This window comes from Aromatoleum tolulyticum (assembly GCF_900156155.1).
Lineage (GTDB): Bacteria > Pseudomonadota > Gammaproteobacteria > Burkholderiales > Rhodocyclaceae > Aromatoleum > Aromatoleum tolulyticum.
Map to the genome: position 1 here is coordinate 316806 of NZ_FTMD01000006.1, position 17636 is coordinate 334441.

Annotated in this window: 19 protein-coding genes and 1 tRNA gene; 15 read left to right on the top strand and 5 right to left on the bottom strand. The window is 65.8% G+C overall.

The annotated features are described in order from the left end of the window. The first annotated feature begins 22 nt into the window (after positions 1-22). The 12 genes from infC to rpoS all read left to right on the top strand — a co-directional run bounded on the left by infC (position 23) and on the right by rpoS (position 8996). Positions 23-547 carry a translation initiation factor IF-3 gene (gene infC / locus BW991_RS11605; RefSeq protein WP_076602260.1) on the top strand — a complete coding sequence of 175 codons (525 nt, stop codon included), beginning with the start codon at positions 23-25 and terminating at the stop codon, positions 545-547. Between the two features lie 142 nt (positions 548-689). Further along, on the top strand, positions 690-887 hold the full coding sequence (gene rpmI, locus BW991_RS11610; protein WP_076602261.1) for a 50S ribosomal protein L35: 198 nt from the start codon (positions 690-692) through the stop codon (positions 885-887). A gap of 12 nt (positions 888-899) precedes the next feature. After that, complete coding sequence (rplT, locus tag BW991_RS11615; RefSeq protein WP_018988925.1) at positions 900-1259, top strand: 50S ribosomal protein L20; 360 nt, start codon at positions 900-902, stop codon at positions 1257-1259. A gap of 67 nt (positions 1260-1326) precedes the next feature. Further along, the gene (gene pheS / locus BW991_RS11620; RefSeq protein WP_076602262.1) at positions 1327-2358 is read left to right on the top strand and encodes a phenylalanine--tRNA ligase subunit alpha; all 1032 of its coding nucleotides are present in this window, start codon (positions 1327-1329) and stop codon (positions 2356-2358) included. Positions 2359-2365: 7 nt separating this feature from the next. Then, positions 2366-4744 (top strand): phenylalanine--tRNA ligase subunit beta, encoded by a 2379-nt coding sequence (gene pheT / locus BW991_RS11625; protein ID WP_076602263.1) that lies wholly within the window; start codon positions 2366-2368, stop codon positions 4742-4744. 7 nt (positions 4745-4751) lie between these two features. Next, positions 4752-5063: an integration host factor subunit alpha gene (locus BW991_RS11630; RefSeq protein WP_076602264.1), complete on the top strand. Its 312-nt coding sequence runs from the start codon at positions 4752-4754 to the stop codon at positions 5061-5063. Beyond that, positions 5044-5424, top strand: a complete 381-nt coding sequence (locus BW991_RS11635) for a MerR family transcriptional regulator (RefSeq protein ID WP_076602265.1) — start codon at positions 5044-5046, stop codon at positions 5422-5424. The genes BW991_RS11630 and BW991_RS11635 overlap by 20 nt, the downstream gene beginning before the upstream one ends. A gap of 48 nt (positions 5425-5472) precedes the next feature. After that, positions 5473-5549: transfer RNA gene (locus BW991_RS11640), tRNA-Pro, on the top strand. A gap of 166 nt (positions 5550-5715) precedes the next feature. Beyond that, a complete protein-coding gene (gene surE, locus BW991_RS11645) occupies positions 5716-6459 on the top strand; it encodes a 5'/3'-nucleotidase SurE (protein ID WP_076602266.1) in 744 nt (247 codons plus the stop codon). Continuing rightward, the gene (locus BW991_RS11650; RefSeq protein ID WP_076602299.1) at positions 6456-7112 is read left to right on the top strand and encodes a protein-L-isoaspartate(D-aspartate) O-methyltransferase; all 657 of its coding nucleotides are present in this window, start codon (positions 6456-6458) and stop codon (positions 7110-7112) included. Before surE ends, BW991_RS11650 begins: the two co-directional genes overlap by 4 nt. 230 nt (positions 7113-7342) lie before the next feature. Further along, positions 7343-8050 (top strand): murein hydrolase activator EnvC family protein, encoded by a 708-nt coding sequence (locus BW991_RS11655; protein WP_425290211.1) that lies wholly within the window; start codon positions 7343-7345, stop codon positions 8048-8050. A gap of 10 nt (positions 8051-8060) precedes the next feature. Next, complete coding sequence (rpoS, locus tag BW991_RS11660) at positions 8061-8996, top strand: RNA polymerase sigma factor RpoS (protein WP_076602268.1); 936 nt, start codon at positions 8061-8063, stop codon at positions 8994-8996. Positions 8997-9023: 27 nt separating this feature from the next. Here rpoS and mltB read toward each other — a convergent pair whose 3' ends face one another. Genes mltB through BW991_RS11680 form a run of 4 tightly spaced genes read right to left on the bottom strand, consistent with a single transcriptional unit; the run spans position 9024 to position 13885 of the window. Next, entirely contained in the window at positions 9024-10034 is a 1011-nt protein-coding gene (gene mltB, locus BW991_RS11665; protein WP_076602269.1) for a lytic murein transglycosylase B, read from the bottom strand. Further along, on the bottom strand, positions 10031-11980 hold the full coding sequence (locus BW991_RS11670; RefSeq protein ID WP_076602270.1) for a transglutaminase TgpA family protein: 1950 nt from the start codon (positions 11978-11980) through the stop codon (positions 10031-10033). The genes mltB and BW991_RS11670 overlap by 4 nt, the downstream gene beginning before the upstream one ends. Then, positions 11973-12935, bottom strand: coding sequence for a DUF58 domain-containing protein (locus BW991_RS11675; protein WP_244551673.1), 963 nt, complete (start codon positions 12933-12935; stop codon positions 11973-11975). Before BW991_RS11675 ends, BW991_RS11670 begins: the two co-directional genes overlap by 8 nt. Before the next feature lie 32 nt (positions 12936-12967). Beyond that, positions 12968-13885, bottom strand: a complete 918-nt coding sequence (locus tag BW991_RS11680) for an AAA family ATPase (protein ID WP_076602272.1) — start codon at positions 13883-13885, stop codon at positions 12968-12970. A 135-nt stretch (positions 13886-14020) separates the two neighbouring features. On the opposite strand from BW991_RS11680, the gene BW991_RS11685 reads away from it, so the two are divergent. The 3 genes from BW991_RS11685 to bamC all read left to right on the top strand — a co-directional run bounded on the left by BW991_RS11685 (position 14021) and on the right by bamC (position 17123). Continuing rightward, positions 14021-14947, top strand: a complete 927-nt coding sequence (locus BW991_RS11685) for a histone deacetylase family protein (protein ID WP_076602273.1) — start codon at positions 14021-14023, stop codon at positions 14945-14947. 133 nt (positions 14948-15080) lie between these two features. Next, positions 15081-15959 carry a 4-hydroxy-tetrahydrodipicolinate synthase gene (dapA, locus tag BW991_RS11690; RefSeq protein ID WP_076602274.1) on the top strand — a complete coding sequence of 293 codons (879 nt, stop codon included), beginning with the start codon at positions 15081-15083 and terminating at the stop codon, positions 15957-15959. A gap of 24 nt (positions 15960-15983) precedes the next feature. Then, positions 15984-17123 (top strand): outer membrane protein assembly factor BamC, encoded by a 1140-nt coding sequence (bamC, locus tag BW991_RS11695; RefSeq protein ID WP_076602275.1) that lies wholly within the window; start codon positions 15984-15986, stop codon positions 17121-17123. A gap of 156 nt (positions 17124-17279) precedes the next feature. On the opposite strand, the gene BW991_RS11700 is transcribed toward bamC, so the two are convergent. Then, positions 17280-17636, bottom strand: a 357-nt coding sequence (locus BW991_RS11700; protein ID WP_139335925.1) for an integrase core domain-containing protein, incomplete at its 5' end; no start/stop codon positions are given.

The following is a 17636-nucleotide window of genomic DNA, read 5'->3' on the forward strand; positions in this document are numbered from 1 at the left end:
GGCATTCGTGGAGAACTGAACCATCGCTCAAGAAAAAAAGCAGCGCGTCAATGAGGAGATCAGCGCGCCCGAAGTTCGTCTGGTCGGTGAAGACGGCGAGCCCATCGGTATTGTCTCCCTGAGAACGGCCCTCGAGGCGGCGGAAGAAGCCGGGCTGGATCTTGTCGAAATTGCGCCGATGGCGCAGCCCCCGGTCTGCCGGGTGATGGATTTCGGCAAGTTCAAGTATCAGGAGCAGAAGAAGGCCCACGAAGCCAAGCTCAAGCAGAAGCAGGTGCAGGTCAAGGAAGTGAAGCTGCGCCCGGCGACTGACGAGAACGACTACCAGATCAAGCTGCGCAATCTGAAGCGCTTCCTTGAGGAAGGTGACAAGTGCAAGGTGACGCTGCGTTTCCGTGGTCGGGAGATGGCGCACCAGGAATTCGGCCTGCGTCAGCTCGAGCGGGTCAAGGCCGATCTGGAGGAGTTGGGCCAGGTCGAGCAGATGCCCAAGATGGAAGGGCGTCAGATGGTCATGGTGATTGCGCCGATTCGCAAGAATCGCTGAGCGCGACGGAGAATCTGCTTTCCGCTTTCGGGCGGGAGGCAAACCCCGGTGGACGTTGGCCGCCGGAAAACAAGTGGTGTCGGGTTGAAAACGCGCCGCATGGCGACGCTACCTGACGTCATTCATAAACCTGGAGTTAGCAATGCCGAAGATGAAGACGAAGAGCGGAGCCGCCAAGCGGTTCAAGGTCCGCTCGAGCGGCGGGATCAAGCGGTCCCAGGCGTTCAAGCGCCACATCCTTACCAAGAAGACCACCAAGAGCAAGCGCCAGCTGCGCGGCATGACGGAAGTCCACGCCGCCGACGAGAAGCTGATCCGCGCCATGCTGCCTTACGCTTGATAGGAGACCGCCATGCCCCGAGTTAAACGTGGTGTAACCGCCCGCGCGCGTCACAAGAAAGTTCTCGATCAGGCCAAGGGTTACCGCGGCCGCCGCAAGAACGTATACCGCATCGCCAAACAGGCGGTGATGAAGGCCGGTCAGTACGCCTACCGCGACCGTCGTCAGCGCAAGCGCCAGTTCCGTGCCCTGTGGATCGCCCGTATCAACGCCGCTGCGCGTGAAGTGGGTCTGACCTACAGCACCTTCATGAACGGCCTGAAGAAGGCCGCGATCGAAGTGGATCGCAAGGTGCTGGCCGACCTGGCCGTGTTCGACAAGCCCGCTTTTGCGGCGCTCGCAGACCAGGCCCGGGCCAAACTCGCTGCGTAATCGAACGCAGCACGAAAAAAGGAGGCCTGGCCTCCTTTTTTTTTCCTGAATTTTCCACGGCAAGCAAATGGATAAGCTCGATCAACTCGTTCAACAGGCCGCGACCGAGTTCGCCGCGGCAGCGGACGGCGTCCAGCTCGAACAGGCGAAGGCGCGCTTTCTCGGCAAGACGGGCGTGCTCACCGAGCGGCTCAAAGGGCTCGGCAAGCTCGCGCCCGAGGAGCGCCGTGCGGCCGGCGCCGAGATCAACCGCGCCAAGGACGCGATCGAGGCGGCGCTCGAAGCCCGCCGCAATGCCTTGCGCGAAGCCGTTCTGCTCGCCCAGCTCGCGGCGGAGGCGCTTGACGTCACGCTGCCCGGCCGCGGTACCTCGGCCGGCGGTCTGCATCCGGTGAGTCGCACACTCGAGCGCATCGAACTGCTGTTCCGTTCGATCGGCTTCGTCGTCGCTGACGGCCCTGAAATCGAGACCGACTGGCACAACTTCACTGCGCTCAATACGCCGGAAAACCATCCGGCGCGTTCGATGCACGACACCTTCTACCTCGAGGGCAACGACGAGGTACTCCTGCGCACGCACACCAGCCCGGTGCAGGTGCGTGCGATGCTGGACCATGCCGCCCGCCATGCCGGGCGCGAGCAAATGCCCGAGCTGCGCATCATTGCGCCGGGCCGCGTGTACCGCGTCGATTCGGACGCGACGCATTCGCCGATGTTCCACCAGGTCGAGGGCCTGTGGGTCGGCGAGAATGTCAGCTTTGCCGATCTCAAGGGCGTGATCGCCGACTTCCTGCGCAAGTTCTTCGAAACCGAAGACCTGCAGGTGCGCTTCCGTCCCTCGTTCTTCCCCTTCACCGAGCCCAGCGCCGAGATCGACGTCGCCTTCATGAGCGGCGCGCTCAAGGGACGCTGGCTCGAGATCGCCGGTTGCGGCATGGTGCATCCGAACGTCCTGCGCTTTGGCGGCATCGACCCCGAACGCTATACCGGTTTCGCCTTCGGCATGGGGCCGGACCGCCTCACCATGCTGCGTTATGGCGTCAACGATCTGCGCCTGTTCTTCGAAGGCGATCTGCGCTTCTTGAGCCAATTCAGGTAATCGAATCATGCAATTCTCGGAACAGTGGCTGCGGAGCCTCGTCAATCCTCCGCTCGACAGCGAGGCGCTCGGACATCTCCTGACGATGGCCGGCCTCGAGGTGGAAGAATCCGCACCCGTTGCGCCGCCCTTCACCGGTGTCGTCGTCGCCCGGATCGTCGAGGCGGAAAAGCACCCCAATGCCGACAAGCTGAAGCTGTGCAAGGTCGACGCCGGGCAGGGCGACCTGCTGCAGATCGTCTGCGGTGCACCCAACGCCGCGGTCGGCATGAAGGTGCCTTGCGCCGTCGTCGGTGCAAAGTTGCCCGGCTTCGAGATCAAGGCGGCCAAGCTGCGTGGTGTCGAGTCCTTCGGCATGTTGTGTTCGGCCCGCGAACTGGGGCTCTCGGAAGACCATGCCGGTCTGATGGACCTTCCCGCGGATGCCCCCGTCGGCACGGACCTGCGCCAGTATCTCGCACTCGACGACACGTTGTTCACGATCAAGCTCACGCCCAACCGCTCGGACTGCCTGAGCCTCCTCGGGGTCGGCCGCGAGGTTGCGGCGCTGACGGGGCAGCCGCTTTCCGTGCCTGAAATCGTGGCGGTTCCGCCGACCATCGACGACCGCCGCGCCATCGTCCTCGACGCTCCCGCCGCATGCCCGCGCTACTGCGGGCGCGTCGTGCGCGGTGTCGACGCGAAGGCGCCGACGCCGGACTGGATCAAGCAGCGCCTGCAGCGTTGCGGCGTGCGCTCGATCAGTGCGCTCGTCGACGTCACGAACTACGTGATGCTCGAACTCGGCCAGCCTCTGCATGCCTTCGACAACGCGCGCCTGTCCGGTGCAATCCACGTGCGCTATCCGCGCGCGGGCGAGCAGGTGCTGCTGCTCAACGAGCAGACCGTCACTCCGGCGACCGACACCCTGCTGATCGCCGACGAGACGCGTGCGCTGGCGCTCGCGGGCATCATGGGCGGCGAAGACAGCGGGATCACGCTCGACACGACCGACATGTTCCTCGAGAGCGCGTTCTTCGCGCCCGACGCAATCGCGGGGCGTGCGCGCAGCTACGGCTTCGTGTCCGATGCCTCGCACCGCTTCGAGCGTGGTGTGGACTTCGAACTCGCGGCCGGCGCGATCGAGCGCGCGACCCGGCTGATCCTCGAAATCTGCGGCGGCGCAGCCGGTCCGGTCGTCGAGGCGGTGGCGCAGGAGCACCTGCCCGCGCGCAAGCCCGTCCGCCTGCGTCCGGCGCGCGCACGCCGCCTGCTCGGTATCGACCCGGACGATGCCGCGATCGCGAAACTGCTCAACGGCGTGCATCTCGGCGTGCGCCACGAGGGCGAAGACCTCCTCGTCGTGCCGCCGTCCTTCCGGTTCGACATCGAGATCGAAGAGGACCTGATCGAAGAGATCGCGCGTCTCTACGGTTACGACAACATCCCGGCGCTGCCGCCGCAGGGTGGCCTGGCGATGCTGGACCGTTCCGAGTCCGGCCGCAGTGCCTGGGACGTCCGCCATCTGCTGGCCGGTCGCGACTACCAGGAGGTGGTCAACTACGCGTTCGTCGAAGAGGCATGGGAGCGCGATTTCTGCTCGAACGAGACGCCGATCCGGCTCGCGAACCCGATCGCCAGTCAGATGAGCGTGATGCGGAGCAGCCTGATTCCCGGACTCACGGGCAACCTCGTTGCGAACCGCAAGCGCCAGCTGAACCGCGTGCGCGTGTTCGAGGTCGGGCGCTGTTTCGAACGCAAGGCGGACGGCGAGCCGGTCGCCGGCTTCCATCAGCCCGTGCGTGTCGCCGGTCTCGCGGCCGGACCTGCGCTGCCCGAGCAATGGGGGACGCCGACCCGCAACGTCGATTTCTACGATGTGAAGGGCGACGTGGAGGCGCTTTTTGCGCCGCGCACCCTGAAGTTCGAGCCGGTTTCCGAACCTGCGCTCCATCCCGGCCGTGCCGCGGCGGTGCTGCTGGACGGGCGTCGTATCGGCGTCGTCGGCGAGCTTCACCCGGTCTGGGTCCAGCGCTACGAACTCGGTACCGCTCCGGTAGTGTTCGAGCTCGACATGGATGTGGCGCTGCGGGCCGATCTGCCGGCTTACTCGGAGATCTCGCGCCAGCCCGCGGTCACCCGCGACCTCGCTCTGGTGGTCGAGCAGGCACTGCCCGTGGCGCGTGTGATCGAGGTGCTGAACGAGTCGGCGCCCGCCATCGTGAAGGGCGTCGAGCTCTTCGATGTGTACCATGGCAAAGGCATCGATCCGGGGAAAAAGAGCCTTGCGTTCAGGGTGTTGATGCAAGATACTCAGCGCACGCTTGAGGATGCAGAGGTGGATGCCGCAGTCACGGCGATTGTGCATCATGCAGAAACTGTGCTCGGCGCCCGCTTGCGTGGATAGTCCCATAATGAACGTGACCCTGACCAAAGCAGAGCTGGCCGACATGCTGTTCGAGCGTGTCGGCCTCAACAAGCGTGAAGCCAAGGACATGGTGGAAGGTTTCTTCGAGGAGATTCGCCTGGCCCTGGAAAAGGGCGAATCCGTGAAGCTCTCCGGGTTCGGCAATTTCCAGCTGCGCGACAAGCCGCAGCGGCCCGGGCGCAACCCGAAGACCGGCGAGGAAATTCCGATCACCGCTCGTCGCGTTGTCACCTTCCATGCCAGTCAGAAGCTGAAGGCAGCCGTGGAGCAGCTGAGCGATGCAGGCAAGCAGCCATAACGAGGCCTCCGGGCCTCTGCCGCCGATTCCGGCCAAGCGCTACTTCACGATCGGTGAGGTAAGCGAGCTGTGCGCGGTGAAACCCCATGTGCTGCGGTACTGGGAGCAGGAGTTCACCCAGCTCAAACCGGTGAAGCGGCGCGGCAACCGGCGCTACTACCAGCATCATGAAGTGCTGCTGGTGCGCCGCATCCGCGAACTGCTGTACGACGAAGGCTTCACGATCTCCGGTGCGCGCAACAAGCTCGGCGAGTCCGCCATCCACGAGCAGGAGGAGGCGGAAGAGTCCGATCGGCTGCGCGAAACGCTCGCCGGCGTGCGAGCGGAGGTCGTTGCGACGCTCGCGTTGCTGAAAGCGTGATTCAGGACTGGCAATATCCGATAGCGCTGCTATAATGGCGGCTTGTGTCGGGGCGTAGCGCAGCCTGGTAGCGCACTTGCATGGGGTGCAAGGGGTCGCGAGTTCGAATCCCGCCGCCCCGACCAATAAATTCAAACAAGAACCGGCCGCTGGCCGGTTTTTGTTTTTCTGCACTCCGTCGGACTGGCCGGGTGACCGGGCGGGGGTGCGCCGGTGTGCTAAGATGTTTCGCCGCTTCTGCGATACATCCGGCCTCGCATCGTGGCTCGTATCCCTCCGAACGGAAATAACATGCGCATTCTGGTCAGTAACGACGACGGTTATTTTGCTCCCGGCATCGCCGCCCTGGCAGCGGCGCTCGCCGAGGTGGGGGACGTGACCGTCGTGGCGCCCGAGCGCGACCGCAGCGGCGCGAGCAACTCGCTGACCCTCGATCGTCCCTTGTCGCTGCGCCGCGCGGCCAACGGCTTCCATTTCGTCAATGGGACGCCTACCGATTGCGTGCATCTGGCCGTGACCGGAATGCTCGATCATCTGCCCGACATGGTCGTGTCGGGGGTCAATCACGGCGCCAACATGGGCGACGACACGGTGTACTCCGGCACCGTCGCGGCGGCCACGGAGGGCTACCTGCTCGGCGTGCCATCGATCGCGATTTCCCTGGTGAGCAAGCAGGCGAGCGATTTTTCCGGCGCGGCGCGCGTGGCGCGCGATCTGGCGGAACGCTTCCTGCGCGAACCGTTCCGCCAGCCCGTGCTACTGAACGTGAATGTTCCGGATCGGCCGTACGAGGAATTGCGCGGGCAGAAGATCACGCGGCTGGGCAAGCGCCACAAGGCCGAGCCGGTGATCCGCAGCGTGACGCCGCGCAACGAGACGGTATATTGGGTCGGGGCGGCCGGTCAGGCGGCCGATGCCGGCGAGGGAACGGATTTCCACGCCGTGGCGGAAGGTTTTGTCTCCATCACGCCCCTGCAGATCGATCTGACGCACTACAACCTCATGCCTGGCGTCTCCGAATGGCTGGCACGATGAGCCTGCGCCGACCCGATGCCGTGCAGGCCGCGGCGCGTGCGCGGGCTCGCATGGTGGAGCGCCTGCGCGCTCAGGGCATCCGGGACGACAAGGTGCTCGCGGCGATGATGCAGGTGCCGCGGCATGCGTTCGTCGAAGAGGGGCTCGCGTACAGCGCATACGACGACACGGCCCTGCCTATCGGCTATCAGCAGACGATTTCGCAACCGTTCGTGGTGGCGAAGATGATCGAGGCGTTGCGGGCCGGCCGCGAACTCGGGCGGACTCTGGAGGTCGGAGCGGGTTGTGGCTACCAGGCGGCGGTGTTGTCCTTTGTTGCCACGGAAGTCTATGCGGTGGAGCGGATCCGTCCGCTGCTCGATGTCGCCCGTGAAAATCTCCGGCCGTTGCGCCTGCCCAATGTGCGGTTGAAATGTGCCGATGGCACGATGGGTTTGCCCGAGGCCGCTCCGTATGACACGATTATCGTCGCGGCTGCTGCAGCGAGTGTGCCCGCGTCCCTCAAGGAGCAGCTTGCTCCGGGCGGGCGGCTGATGCTGCCGGTCGGTGGTGCGGACCAGAGGCTCGTGATGATCGAGCGGCAGGGGAATGTTTTCCGGGAGAGCCGCCTCGAAGCTGTGCGGTTCGTCCCATTATTGACTGGTACGGAATGAGTGATTCAGTGAAGCTTGGTCATATGTGCCGCTGGTTGACGCTGTGCGGCGTCGTCGCGGTGCTGGTGGGATGCGCAGCCCCGCGGCCTGCCCCTGTCAGGGACGGCACACCGCCGCCGGCTGCCGAACCCGTCTCGGGTGCAGCAACGGTGTCGAAAACGGAGGTCCCGACTCACGTGGTTCGTCCCGGGGACACCTTGTTGGGGATCGCGCGGCAGTACGGAGTCACGGTGAAGGATCTGGTCGGCTGGAATGGCCTCGCTGACCCGAACCAGATCCATGTCGGGCAGGCGCTGAGGGTAGGCGCCGGACCGGCTGGCGCGGCAGTGGCGGGAGGTGCGACGACCGGTGCCGTGGCACAGCCGATCGCGATCGCGCAGCCGGTGGACATCCAGCCGGTCAAGCCGCCGGGCGAAACTACGCCGCCGGCCGCCGGTGGGTTCAAGCAGGAACCCCGCGGAGGCAAGCAGCCTTATAGCGACGAGGCGTGGGCCTCGCTGAATCCGCGGGCGGGGGCGAGCGTGCCTGCCGCCCCGGCCCCTGCCGCACCGGAGCCGGACAAGGCGCCGGGCAATACCTCGTGGCTGTGGCCGGCCGCGGGTCAGGTGGTCGAGACCTTCGACGAGGGGACGAACAAGGGTGTCGATATCGCCGGCAAGCCGGGTGACCCGGTGGTGGCGTCGGCGGGCGGAAAGGTGGTGTACTCCGGAAGCGGCTTGCGTGGCTACGGAAAACTGGTCATCATCAAGCACGATGCCAATTACCTGACAGCCTATGCGCATAATCAGCAGCTGCTGGTGAAGGAAGGCGATTCGGTGTCGAAAGGCCAGAAGATCGCAGAGCTCGGGAGCACCGATACGGATCGTCCCAAGGTGCATTTCGAGATCCGCAAACAGGGCCGTCCGGTAGATCCGCTGAAGTATTTGCCTGCACGCTGACGAGGAGGCTATGTACGATCCGGCAAGTCATGACGATGTAGAGAGTCAGGAACCGGATCTGCCCCTCGAGGTGGAGGTTTTTGTCGAGCGGGCCGCGCCGGTTTTCGAGAACGAGTTTCTCAGCGACGTCACCCAGATCTACCTCAACGAGATCGGCGCGAATCCGCTGCTGACCGCGGAAGAGGAGGCGGCGCTGGCGCGCCGCGTGAGAGTGGGAGATTTTCAGGCCCGCCAGACGATGATCGAGCGCAATCTGCGCCTGGTCGTCAACATCGCCAAACATTACCTCAATCGCGGCATTCCCCTGCTCGACCTGGTCGAGGAGGGCAATCTCGGCTTGATGCATGCGCTGGAGAAGTTCGATCCCGAGCGCGGGTTCCGCTTCTCGACCTACGCGACCTGGTGGATACGCCAGAACATCGAGCGGGCGATCATGAATCAGTCGCGCACGATCCGGCTACCGGTCCACGTGGTGAAGGAGCTCAATCAGGTGTTGCGCGCCCAGCGCAGCCTGGAGGCGGCGGGGAACGGCGAGTTCACGCTGGAGCAGGTGGCGACGATGCTGGACAAGTCCGTCGACGAGGTGCGTGCGATCCTGTCCTTGAGCGAGCACACGGCCTCGCTCGATGCGCCGCTGGATATCGATCCGACGCTGTCGATCGGGGAGTCGCTGGCCGATGACCAGGCGACCTCGCCCGACGTGTCGATCCAGGACGCCGAGGTGGAGGAGCTGATCCGCGAGTGGATCGGCATGCTCAACGAGAAGCAGCGCCTGGTGATTCGCCACCGCTACGGCCTCGACGAATGCGAGGTGATGACGCTGGAGGAGCTGGCCGCACGCCTGTCGCTCACGCGCGAGCGGGTGCGCCAGATCCAGCTCGAGGCGCTGAGCCAGTTGCGGCGCACCGTCAAGCGGCGCGGCATCTCGCGCGACGAACTGCTCTGACGCTTTTCCCGTCGTTTGCGGCCGTGGCTATTGCGGCGCGGCGAGGTTCGCGTACTGGTCGCGCAGTGCGCGCGCCAGCTCGTACACGGCCATCGCGTAGAAGCTGCTCTTGTTGTAGCGCGTGATCACGTAGAAGTTGCGATAGCCGAGCCAGTATTCGGTGGGCGCGCCAGGGGTCGCGAGGTCGACCAGGGTCGCCGGCGCTGCCGGCGGACTGGCGCTGGCGGCGACGATACCGGCGGAGGCGATTGTCTCGGGCGCGAGTGACGGTTCGATGCCGGCGTTGACGAGTGTCTGCGCATCCGCTTCGGGGGGCACGAGGGCCGGAATGGCGACCGCTTCGCCGCGTACCCAGCCATGCCTGGCAAGGTAGTTGGCGACGCTGCCGATGGCGTCGACGGGCTCGTTGTCGAAGTCGATGTGCCCGTTGCCGTCGAAGTCGACGGCATAGCTGCGGATGCTGCTGGGGAGGAACTGGGGATAGCCGAGCGCGCCCGCGTAGGAGCCGTAGTACGACAGCGGGTCGCGGACCTGTTCGCGCGCGAGCAGGAACAGTTGTTCGAGTTCGCCCAAAAAGAGCGCGGCGCGCGGCGGGTAGTCGAAGGCGAGGGTCGCGAGGGCCGAGACGGTCTCGAAGTTGCCTGTGTTGCGCCCGTAATAGGTTTCCACGCCGATGATGGCGACGACGATTTCCGGCGGGACGCCGTACCGATCGGCGGCCTTCTGCAGTGCGGCCGCGTGTGCCTGCCAGAATGCGATGCCGCCGTCGATCCGCTTGCCGTCGAGGAAGCGGGCGCGGTAGCGCTGCCAGGAGCGTGTGCCGGGCGTCGCGGGCGGGCGGATGAGGTCGATGACGCGAGGTTCGGGGCGGGCCTGTGCGAGCGCTGCCAGCACTGCGTCGCGGTCGAAGCCGTGTTTTTCCTGCATCGAGTCCGCGAAGCGGATGGCTTCGGGGCGTTCCGCGTAGGAGCCGTTGGCGAGGCTCGGCTGTGATATCAGTCCGAGGCTCAGGGCGGCGACGGCGAGGGTTCGTTTCATTTCAGCTTCAGTCTCCGGATGGATCGGGCAAGCAAGCGCACGCTGCGCGGGTCGGCAGGCTCCGCGCCATAGCGCAGTCGGGCGTAGTCTTCGCTGATCGTGCGCAGCGGTTCGGCGCGCTCGGGGAAGGTCATTGCCAGCCGCTTGCCGTAATCGAGGGGGCCCTCCCACGGATGTCTGGCCGCGCCGTGGCGGGCGAGCTTGCGGGAAAAGCGTGCCCATACGGCGTCGAGCGGATCGCGGCGACGGCGCAGCGCAAAGGCCCACGCCAGGAGCAGCATCATCAAGCCCGCCGCAGAGGTGCCCAGGAGCATCGCCAGCGTGCGCCAGTCGGGCTGCGGGAATCCGATCCGCTCGAGGAGGTCGCGTTGCCGGTCGGGATTGTATCCAAGAACCCATTGGTTCCACGTATTCGACAGGGCTTCCCAGCGGTGTCGCACCTCGCGCAGCCAGTCCATGCCGGGGCGCCGGAGCAGCGGGAGGGCGTCCCAGTCCCCCAGGGCCGCGCTCAGGCCCGACTCGATGCGGGCCGGAGCGGACAGCGCGGTGGGGTCGACGCGAACCCAGCCGCGTCCGGTGAACCACACTTCCGCCCAGGCGTGGGCATCCGACTGCCGCACGACGAGGCTGCCGTCGACCGGATTGATCTCGCCGCCCTGATAGCCGGTGACGACGCGGGCCGGAACGCCTGCCGCCCGCATCAGGAACACGAAGGCCGATGCGAAATGCTCGCAGAACCCCTGCCGGGTGTCGAACAGGAATTCGTCGACTGCATGGGTGCCCAGAAGGGGCGGGCTGACCGTATACGTCAGGTCCATCCCCTGCAGGCGTTCGAGGATGCGAGCGAGGATCGCGGCGGAGTCGGGAGCTTCGGCCGCGATTTCCTGTGCCAGGCGCGTGCTGCGCGGATTGAAGTTGGCCGGAAGGCGCCGCGCCTCGGCGAGCACGATGGCGTTCTCGTCCTTGCCCACCGCGGTTGCGGGATACGAGCGCAGGTCAAAACGTGTGCGCATGCGCACGGGCTGTTCGGCGAGCAGCCGGAAGTCGTCCGCATAGCGCGTTTTCGGGATGTTCGCAGCCGGGAAATCGAGCGCGAGGAGCCACGGCTGATTGTGCGGCTCAAGCGTGAGACGGTACTCGTAGGCACGGCCCGAGGGGGCGTAACGAGGCGCGGCGGCGATCGTGCTGAAGCCCGGTCGCCAGCTTCGCCCGTCGTAGCGGGTGAGGACCGGGCCGCGCCAGTAGCGCTGGGAAGGGGGCGGCGGGGTGTCGCTGAATTCGGCGCGGAAAGCGATGGCATCGGACAGGCCGAGTTGGCTGATCGAGCCGGGCGTCATCGTGTCGGAGAGTCCGGTCATGCCGCTGTACGCATCCGACGGCAGGCCCCACAGCGGTCCCTGCACGCGAGGGAATAGCACGAACAGCACCAGCATGAAGGGCAGGCCCTGCGCGAGGAGCACCGCGCTGGTGCGCAGCTGGGCCGCGGGCCGTGCGGCAGCGTCCTCGAGGCTCAGCAGGGTCGTCGTGGTCAGCAGCGCGCCGGCGAGCGCGAGGGCTGCAATACCCGGCGTCTGGCTGTAGAAGAACAGTCCGACCTGCAGGAAGTAGGCGAGCAGGACGGCCGCGCGCAGGTCGCGTGTAGTGCGCGATTCGAGCAGCTTGAGGCACAGCAGCACGGCAAGCAGCGCGACGCCCGGATCCTTGCCGAAGAAATGGCCGAATTCGAACCGCACCCCGATGCCCGCCGCGACCGCAACCAGCAGGATGAGAAGCTGGCGGGGCGGCTTCCCGCGCCGCCACAGCAGCGTGCTGCGGATGGCGATGAGGCCGGCGCAGAGGATGACCAGCCAGTAGGGGAGTTCGATCGCGTGAGGCGCGAGCGTCGCGGACACGGCGGCCAGCAGCCAGCCGAACTGGGTGCGAGTGGGGGAGTGCGTGTCACGCATCGGCGGCGTCCGTTCCGAAGAGAGCAAGACGCCGCAGGCAGTTCGCGCTGTGCTCGGAACCGCGCCCGGTTGCGATTCTGACGTCGGGCAGCGCGAGCGAGAAGGCGAGGCCCCGCTGCCCGGCGGCCACGATCCAGGCCGTCATGCGCGACAGGCGGGCCTCGGTGCCGAGTTCGGCCGGCAGGGTGCTCCAGTCGAGATGGATTTCCCCGCCGTCCATGCCGCTGAACTGCTTGGTGAGCATGGGGCCGCCGCGGGCGAGCGTCTTCCAGGCGACGTGGCGTGGAGAGTCCGCCGGCTGATGCGTGCGCAGCCCCGCGAAGTCATCGTCGCCGGCCGAGCCGGTCCGCCGCCCGAGATTTCGGGATGCGCCTTCGGGCAGCGGCGGGGGCGTCGGTTCGGGGGCCGGATACACGAGGCAACGCTGCTCGGGAACCAGTACGCTCCACGCGCGGATAAGGCCGAGCGGATAAGTCGTTTCGATGCGTACACGGCCGAGCGCCATCCAGCCGCGTCCTGCGGTCACGGCCGGAACGATCAAGTCGGCGCTGTCGCCGGCGCCGATCTCGAACGGCACGACCGTTCCGCGTGCCGTGAGACGCAGCGCAGGTCTCCGCGCAGGCCGGTGGTTGGCCACGACGATGTGGAAACTGGCACGTTCGCCGGCAAAGACCGGCTCGGCGCGTCCCGGAGTGAAGGACAGGTGCAGCAGGTTGCGAAAGGCGTGCACGATGCTCGCGACCGATACTCCGCCGAGGAGGAACACCAGCGCGTAGCCGAGGCTCAGGTTGTAGTTGATCGATGCGATAAGCATGACCAGGAGCGCGGTCGCGAAGGCCAGCCCTGCGGGTGTCGGCAATACGAAGATGCGCCGCTGGCCGAGCACGATCGGGGCCGTCTCAGGCGGGCCGACGCGAAACAGCCAGCGATCGAGGTGGCGACGCAGGGCGATCAATTGGCGGCGCCAAGCGTCGGAGCGAGGGGGCATCAGACGACGGGTACGTCGCGGATGAGCTGGCTTAGCACCTCGGGGGCGATGCTGCGCCCATCACCCGCGGTATGCAGGCGATGGGCGGCGACGTGCGGAAATACGGTCTGGATGTCTTCGGGCAGGACGTGGTCGCGACCCTCGATGAGGGCCCATGCGCGGGCCGCGGCGATCAAACCCAGGCCCGCGCGCGGGCTGAGGCCGGCGGCGAGCTCGGGGCTATGGCGTGTGCTCGCGAGGAGCGCCTGGACGTAGTCGATGAGACGTTCGGATACGGTGATCGAGTGTGCGGCCTGCTGCATGGCCAGTAGATCGTCCGGCTGGATAACGGCTCGCTGGCGGTCGAGGAGTTCGCGCCTGTCCTCGCCCATCAGCAGTGCCCGCTCGGCGCTGCGGTCGGGATAGCCGAGGCGGATGCGCAGCAGGAAGCGGTCGAGCTGGCTCTCGGGCAGGGGGAAGGTGCCGATCTGGTGAGACGGATTCTGCGTCGCGATGACGAAGAACGGCTCGGGTAGCGGGTGCGTTTCGCTGTCTGCCGTGACCTGGCGCTCTTCCATGGCTTCGAGCAGCGCGCTCTGCGTCTTGGGTGTGGCACGGTTGATCTCGTCGGCGAGGATGAGCTGGCTGAAGATGGGGCCGTGGTGGAAGCGGAAGCTGCTTGCTTCGCGGTCGAATATCGACACGCCGACGATGTCGGCGGGAAGAAGGTCGCTCGTGAACTGAATACGCTGGAAGTGCAGGCCGATGAGACGTGCGATGACGTGCGCCAGCGTGGTCTTGCCCACGCCGGGGAGGTCTTCGATCAGCAGGTGTCCGCGCGCGACGAGGCAGGCGAGGGCGAGCCGCAGTTCGCGGTCCTTGCCGAGGATGATGCAGTTGGCGGCTTCGAGAACGCGAATTGCGTAACGGTGGGGCATGGCGCGGGCGTACTGTGAAATTCACCGGGAAGCGGTGATAATAGAACAAAGACCGACAGGCCGCGCCCTTCAAGGACGCGCCGATTCGAAGACAGGGATGCGGGAAGCTTGGCCCGCACGCGAGAGAGGGGGGGTATGACGACGACTGCGTTCATCACGCACCGCGATTGCTGGTTGCACGACATGGGAACCTTCCATCCGGAATGTCCGGATCGGCTGGCGGCCATCAACGATCGGCTGATCGCCGCCGGTCTCGACATGTACCTGTCGTTCTATGACGCCCCGCTGGCGACGGACGAGCAGATCGTCCGGGTGCATCCGGCGAACTACCTCGCGGAACTCAACGCCAGCGTGCCCGATCACGGCATCCGCCACCTCGACCCCGATACCGCGATGAGCTCCGGGACGATGAAGGCGGCGTTGCGCTCGGCGGGCGCTGGCGTTCTGGCGACGGATCTGGTGCTGAAGGGCGAAATCGAGAATGCATTCTGTGCGGTGCGTCCGCCGGGCCACCACGCCGAGCGCGGCAAGGCGATGGGGTTCTGCTTCCTGAACAACGTCGCCATCGCCGCGCGTCACGCGCTCGAGGCGCACGGGCTGGAGCGCGTGGCGATCGTCGATTTCGACGTGCATCACGGCAACGGTACGGAAGACGCCTTTCGCGACGACCCGCGGGTGCTCATGGTGAGCATCTTCCAGCATCCTTTCTATCCTTACAGCGGTGCGGACTGCACGGCGCCGAACATGGTCAACGTGCCCGTGCCCGCGGGGACGCGCGGCGACGCCTTCCGCACCATCGTCGCCGAGCGCTGGATGCCTGCGCTGAGGGAGCACAAGCCGCAGATGGTCTTCATCTCGGCCGGCTTCGATGCGCATTACGAGGACGACATGGGTTCGGTTGGGCTGGTCGAGTCGGACTACGTGTGGGTCACCGAGCAGATCAAGGCCGTGGCCGAGGAATGCGGGCACAAGAACATCGTGTCGATCCTCGAGGGCGGCTATTCGCTGTCGTCGCTGGCGCGTTCGGTCGTGGCGCATATCAAGGCGCTTGCCGACCTTTGAGCGCCGGGTTGCGGGGCGCCCGATGCGAATCGTGCGGGCGCGAGCCGGATCCGCGGCCCGGTCCTGCAAGCAAGCCACTGGCCGTCCGGCTTCGATCAGGTAGAATCGGTTCTTTTAATTTTCGGCCGCTTCCATGATTACCGGATCGATTGTCGCCATCGTCACCCCGATGAACGAAGATGGCAGCCTGGACATTCCGCGCCTGCGCGCCCTGATCGACTTCCATTTTGCCGAAGGGACCGACGGTATCGTCATCGTCGGAACGACCGGCGAGTCGCCCACGGTGACCGTCGAAGAACACTGCGAGCTGATCCGCGTCGCCGTCGAACACGCGGCAGGACGCGTCCCCGTGATCGCCGGTACCGGCGCCAATTCGACGGCCGAAGCCATCGAGCTCACGCGCTTCGCGCAGAAGGCGGGCGCCGTGGCGCACCTGTCGGTCGTGCCGTACTACAACAAGCCCACGCAGGAAGGCCTGTACCGCCACTATCGCTCGATCGCCGAGGCGGTCGAACTGCCGCTGATCCTGTACAACGTGCCGGGGCGCACGGTGGCCGATCTGTCCAACGACACGGCGCTGCGGCTGGCGCAGATTCCCAACATCGTCGGCATCAAGGACGCCACGGGCAGCATCGACCGGGCGTGCGACCTGATCGAGCGCGCGCCCAAGGGGTTTGCGCTGTATACCGGCGACGACATGACCGGCATGGCCTTCATGTTGCTGGGCGGTCATGGCGCGATCTCGGTGACCGCCAACGTCGCTCCGCGTGCGATGCACGAGATGTGCGCCGCGGCCATCGCCGGCGACGCGATCAAGGCGCGCGAGATCAATGCGCGTCTGGTCGGTCTGCACCGCGACCTGTTCTGCGAGGCCAACCCGATTCCGGTGAAGTGGGCGGTCGAGCAGATGGGCCTGATCAAGTCCGGCATCCGCCTCCCGCTCACGCCGCTGTCCGAGGGCTTGCACGAACGGGTACGTGCCGCAATGCGTCGTGCCGGCGTGAACGTCTGATATTTCCTGGAATTACCGAAACTCATGAATCGTACCTTGCGTACTGCGGCCTCGCTGCTCGGCGCGGCCATCGCCTTGTCGGGTTGTTCCGGCTCCCTCGTCGAATCCAAGAAGATCGATTACAAGAGCGCGCGGCAGTTGCCGTCGCTGGAGATTCCGCCGGACCTCACGGCACCGACGCGCGACGACCGCTATGTGGTGCCGGACGTCTCGCCCAAGGGTGTGGCGACCTACTCGGCGTATGCGACCGACCGCGCGCAGCCCCAGCCGGCTGCGAGCCAGCAGCAGGTGCTGCCGAAGGTCGAAAGCATGCGCGTCGAGCGCGCAGGCAGCCAGCGCTGGCTGGTGGTCCAGGGGTCGGCGGAAACCATGTGGCCCAAGGTCAAAGACTTCTGGCTCGAAACGGGTTTCATCCTCAACGTCGAGCGTCCTGAAGTCGGGGTGATGGAGACCGACTGGGCAGAGGACCGTGCGAAGATCCCGCAGGACTTCATCCGCTCGGCGCTGGGCAAGGTGCTCGACGGCGTGTTCTCGACGCCGGTGCGCGACAAGTTCCGCACGCGGCTGGAGGCGGGCAAGGATCCCGATACCGTCGAGATCTATATCAGTCACCGCGGCATGATGGAGATCTATCCCAACGAGGCCAAGGACTCGACCGTGTGGCAGCCGCGCCCGGCCGATCCCGAGCTCGAAGCGGAAATGCTGCGTCGCCTGATGGTCCGACTCGGTGCTGCGGAAGAGCGCGCGGCGGCAATCGTCGCGGCGGCGCCGGCGGCCGAGCGTGCCGCACTCAAGGGGGCGACCGGCGGCAGCGTGACGCTGGCAATGGACGAGTCCTTTGACCGGGCGTGGCGTCGCGTGGGTCTCGCGCTGGACCGCATCGGCTTCACGGTCGAGGACCGTGACCGCTCGAAGGGACTCTTCTTCGTCCGCTACGTGGATCCGGATGCGGACGTGCAGACGAAGAAGTCCGAGGGCATCCTGTCCAAGCTCGCTTTCTGGCGCAGCAACGAGCAGGTGGTGCAGAAGGGCGGCGAATACCGCCTGCGTGTCCGCGGCGAGGGCGAGAAATCGGTGGTTAGCGTGATGACCCGCGAGGGGGGCGAGGATTCGTCCGAAACCGCCCGCAAGATCCTGGCGTTGCTGCAGGAGCAGTTGCGGTAAGCGTTCTGTCGTGGCTGTGGCGACGGCCCATGGCGGGCCGTTGCCGGAAGCTGCGACCTTGTCCGGGTGGCGTCGCAGCTGAACTGCAGCGGACGAGATCGGGAAAGTTGACCCGTCCTGAATTAGGTTGACACCTGTTGTGACGGACAAGCCGGCTTAATGGCCGGCCTGCATAGATGCCCGATGAACCTCATCGGGCGTTTTCAATTGTAGCGAGCAATGCGGCCGTTCCGTGTTGTAGATGGCGATAGACTGACTGACCATGCGCCGAGCCTCGTGTAGATCGTCGGGCAATTGGAGCAGGAATTCCTGCTTGAGAATGCCATTGACCCGTTCGGCCAAGGCGTTCTGGTAGCAGTCGTAGCCGTCGGTCATCGAGCAGATCAGCCCGTGTTTGCGGTGAATGGCCTGGTATTCATGGGCGCAGTATTGGACGCCGCGATCGGAATGATGGACCAGCGGCTGACTTCCCCGGCGTCCCTTCAGCGCCATCTTCAAGGCTTGGCTGACCTC

What these genes read in the sequence shown, in the direction of transcription:
- BW991_RS11635 (WP_076602265.1), top strand. Translation starts at nt 5,044, where the DNA reads ATGCAGGCAAGCAGCCATAACGAGGCCTCCGGGCCTCTGCCGCCGATT.
- dapA (WP_076602274.1), top strand. Translation starts at nt 15,081, where the DNA reads ATGATTACCGGATCGATTGTCGCCATCGTCACCCCGATGAACGAAGAT.
- BW991_RS11630 (WP_076602264.1), top strand. Translation starts at nt 4,752, where the DNA reads ATGAACGTGACCCTGACCAAAGCAGAGCTGGCCGACATGCTGTTCGAG.
- BW991_RS11650 (WP_076602299.1), top strand. Translation starts at nt 6,456, where the DNA reads ATGAGCCTGCGCCGACCCGATGCCGTGCAGGCCGCGGCGCGTGCGCGG.
- bamC (WP_076602275.1), top strand. Translation starts at nt 15,984, where the DNA reads ATGAATCGTACCTTGCGTACTGCGGCCTCGCTGCTCGGCGCGGCCATC.
- mltB (WP_076602269.1), bottom strand. Translation starts at nt 10,034, where the DNA reads ATGAAACGAACCCTCGCCGTCGCCGCCCTGAGCCTCGGACTGATATCA.
- BW991_RS11680 (WP_076602272.1), bottom strand. Translation starts at nt 13,885, where the DNA reads ATGCCCCACCGTTACGCAATTCGCGTTCTCGAAGCCGCCAACTGCATC.
- BW991_RS11670 (WP_076602270.1), bottom strand. Translation starts at nt 11,980, where the DNA reads ATGCGTGACACGCACTCCCCCACTCGCACCCAGTTCGGCTGGCTGCTG.
- rplT (WP_018988925.1), top strand. Translation starts at nt 900, where the DNA reads ATGCCCCGAGTTAAACGTGGTGTAACCGCCCGCGCGCGTCACAAGAAA.
- pheT (WP_076602263.1), top strand. Translation starts at nt 2,366, where the DNA reads ATGCAATTCTCGGAACAGTGGCTGCGGAGCCTCGTCAATCCTCCGCTC.
- BW991_RS11685 (WP_076602273.1), top strand. Translation starts at nt 14,021, where the DNA reads ATGACGACGACTGCGTTCATCACGCACCGCGATTGCTGGTTGCACGAC.
- surE (WP_076602266.1), top strand. Translation starts at nt 5,716, where the DNA reads ATGCGCATTCTGGTCAGTAACGACGACGGTTATTTTGCTCCCGGCATC.
- pheS (WP_076602262.1), top strand. Translation starts at nt 1,327, where the DNA reads ATGGATAAGCTCGATCAACTCGTTCAACAGGCCGCGACCGAGTTCGCC.
- rpmI (WP_076602261.1), top strand. Translation starts at nt 690, where the DNA reads ATGCCGAAGATGAAGACGAAGAGCGGAGCCGCCAAGCGGTTCAAGGTC.
- rpoS (WP_076602268.1), top strand. Translation starts at nt 8,061, where the DNA reads ATGTACGATCCGGCAAGTCATGACGATGTAGAGAGTCAGGAACCGGAT.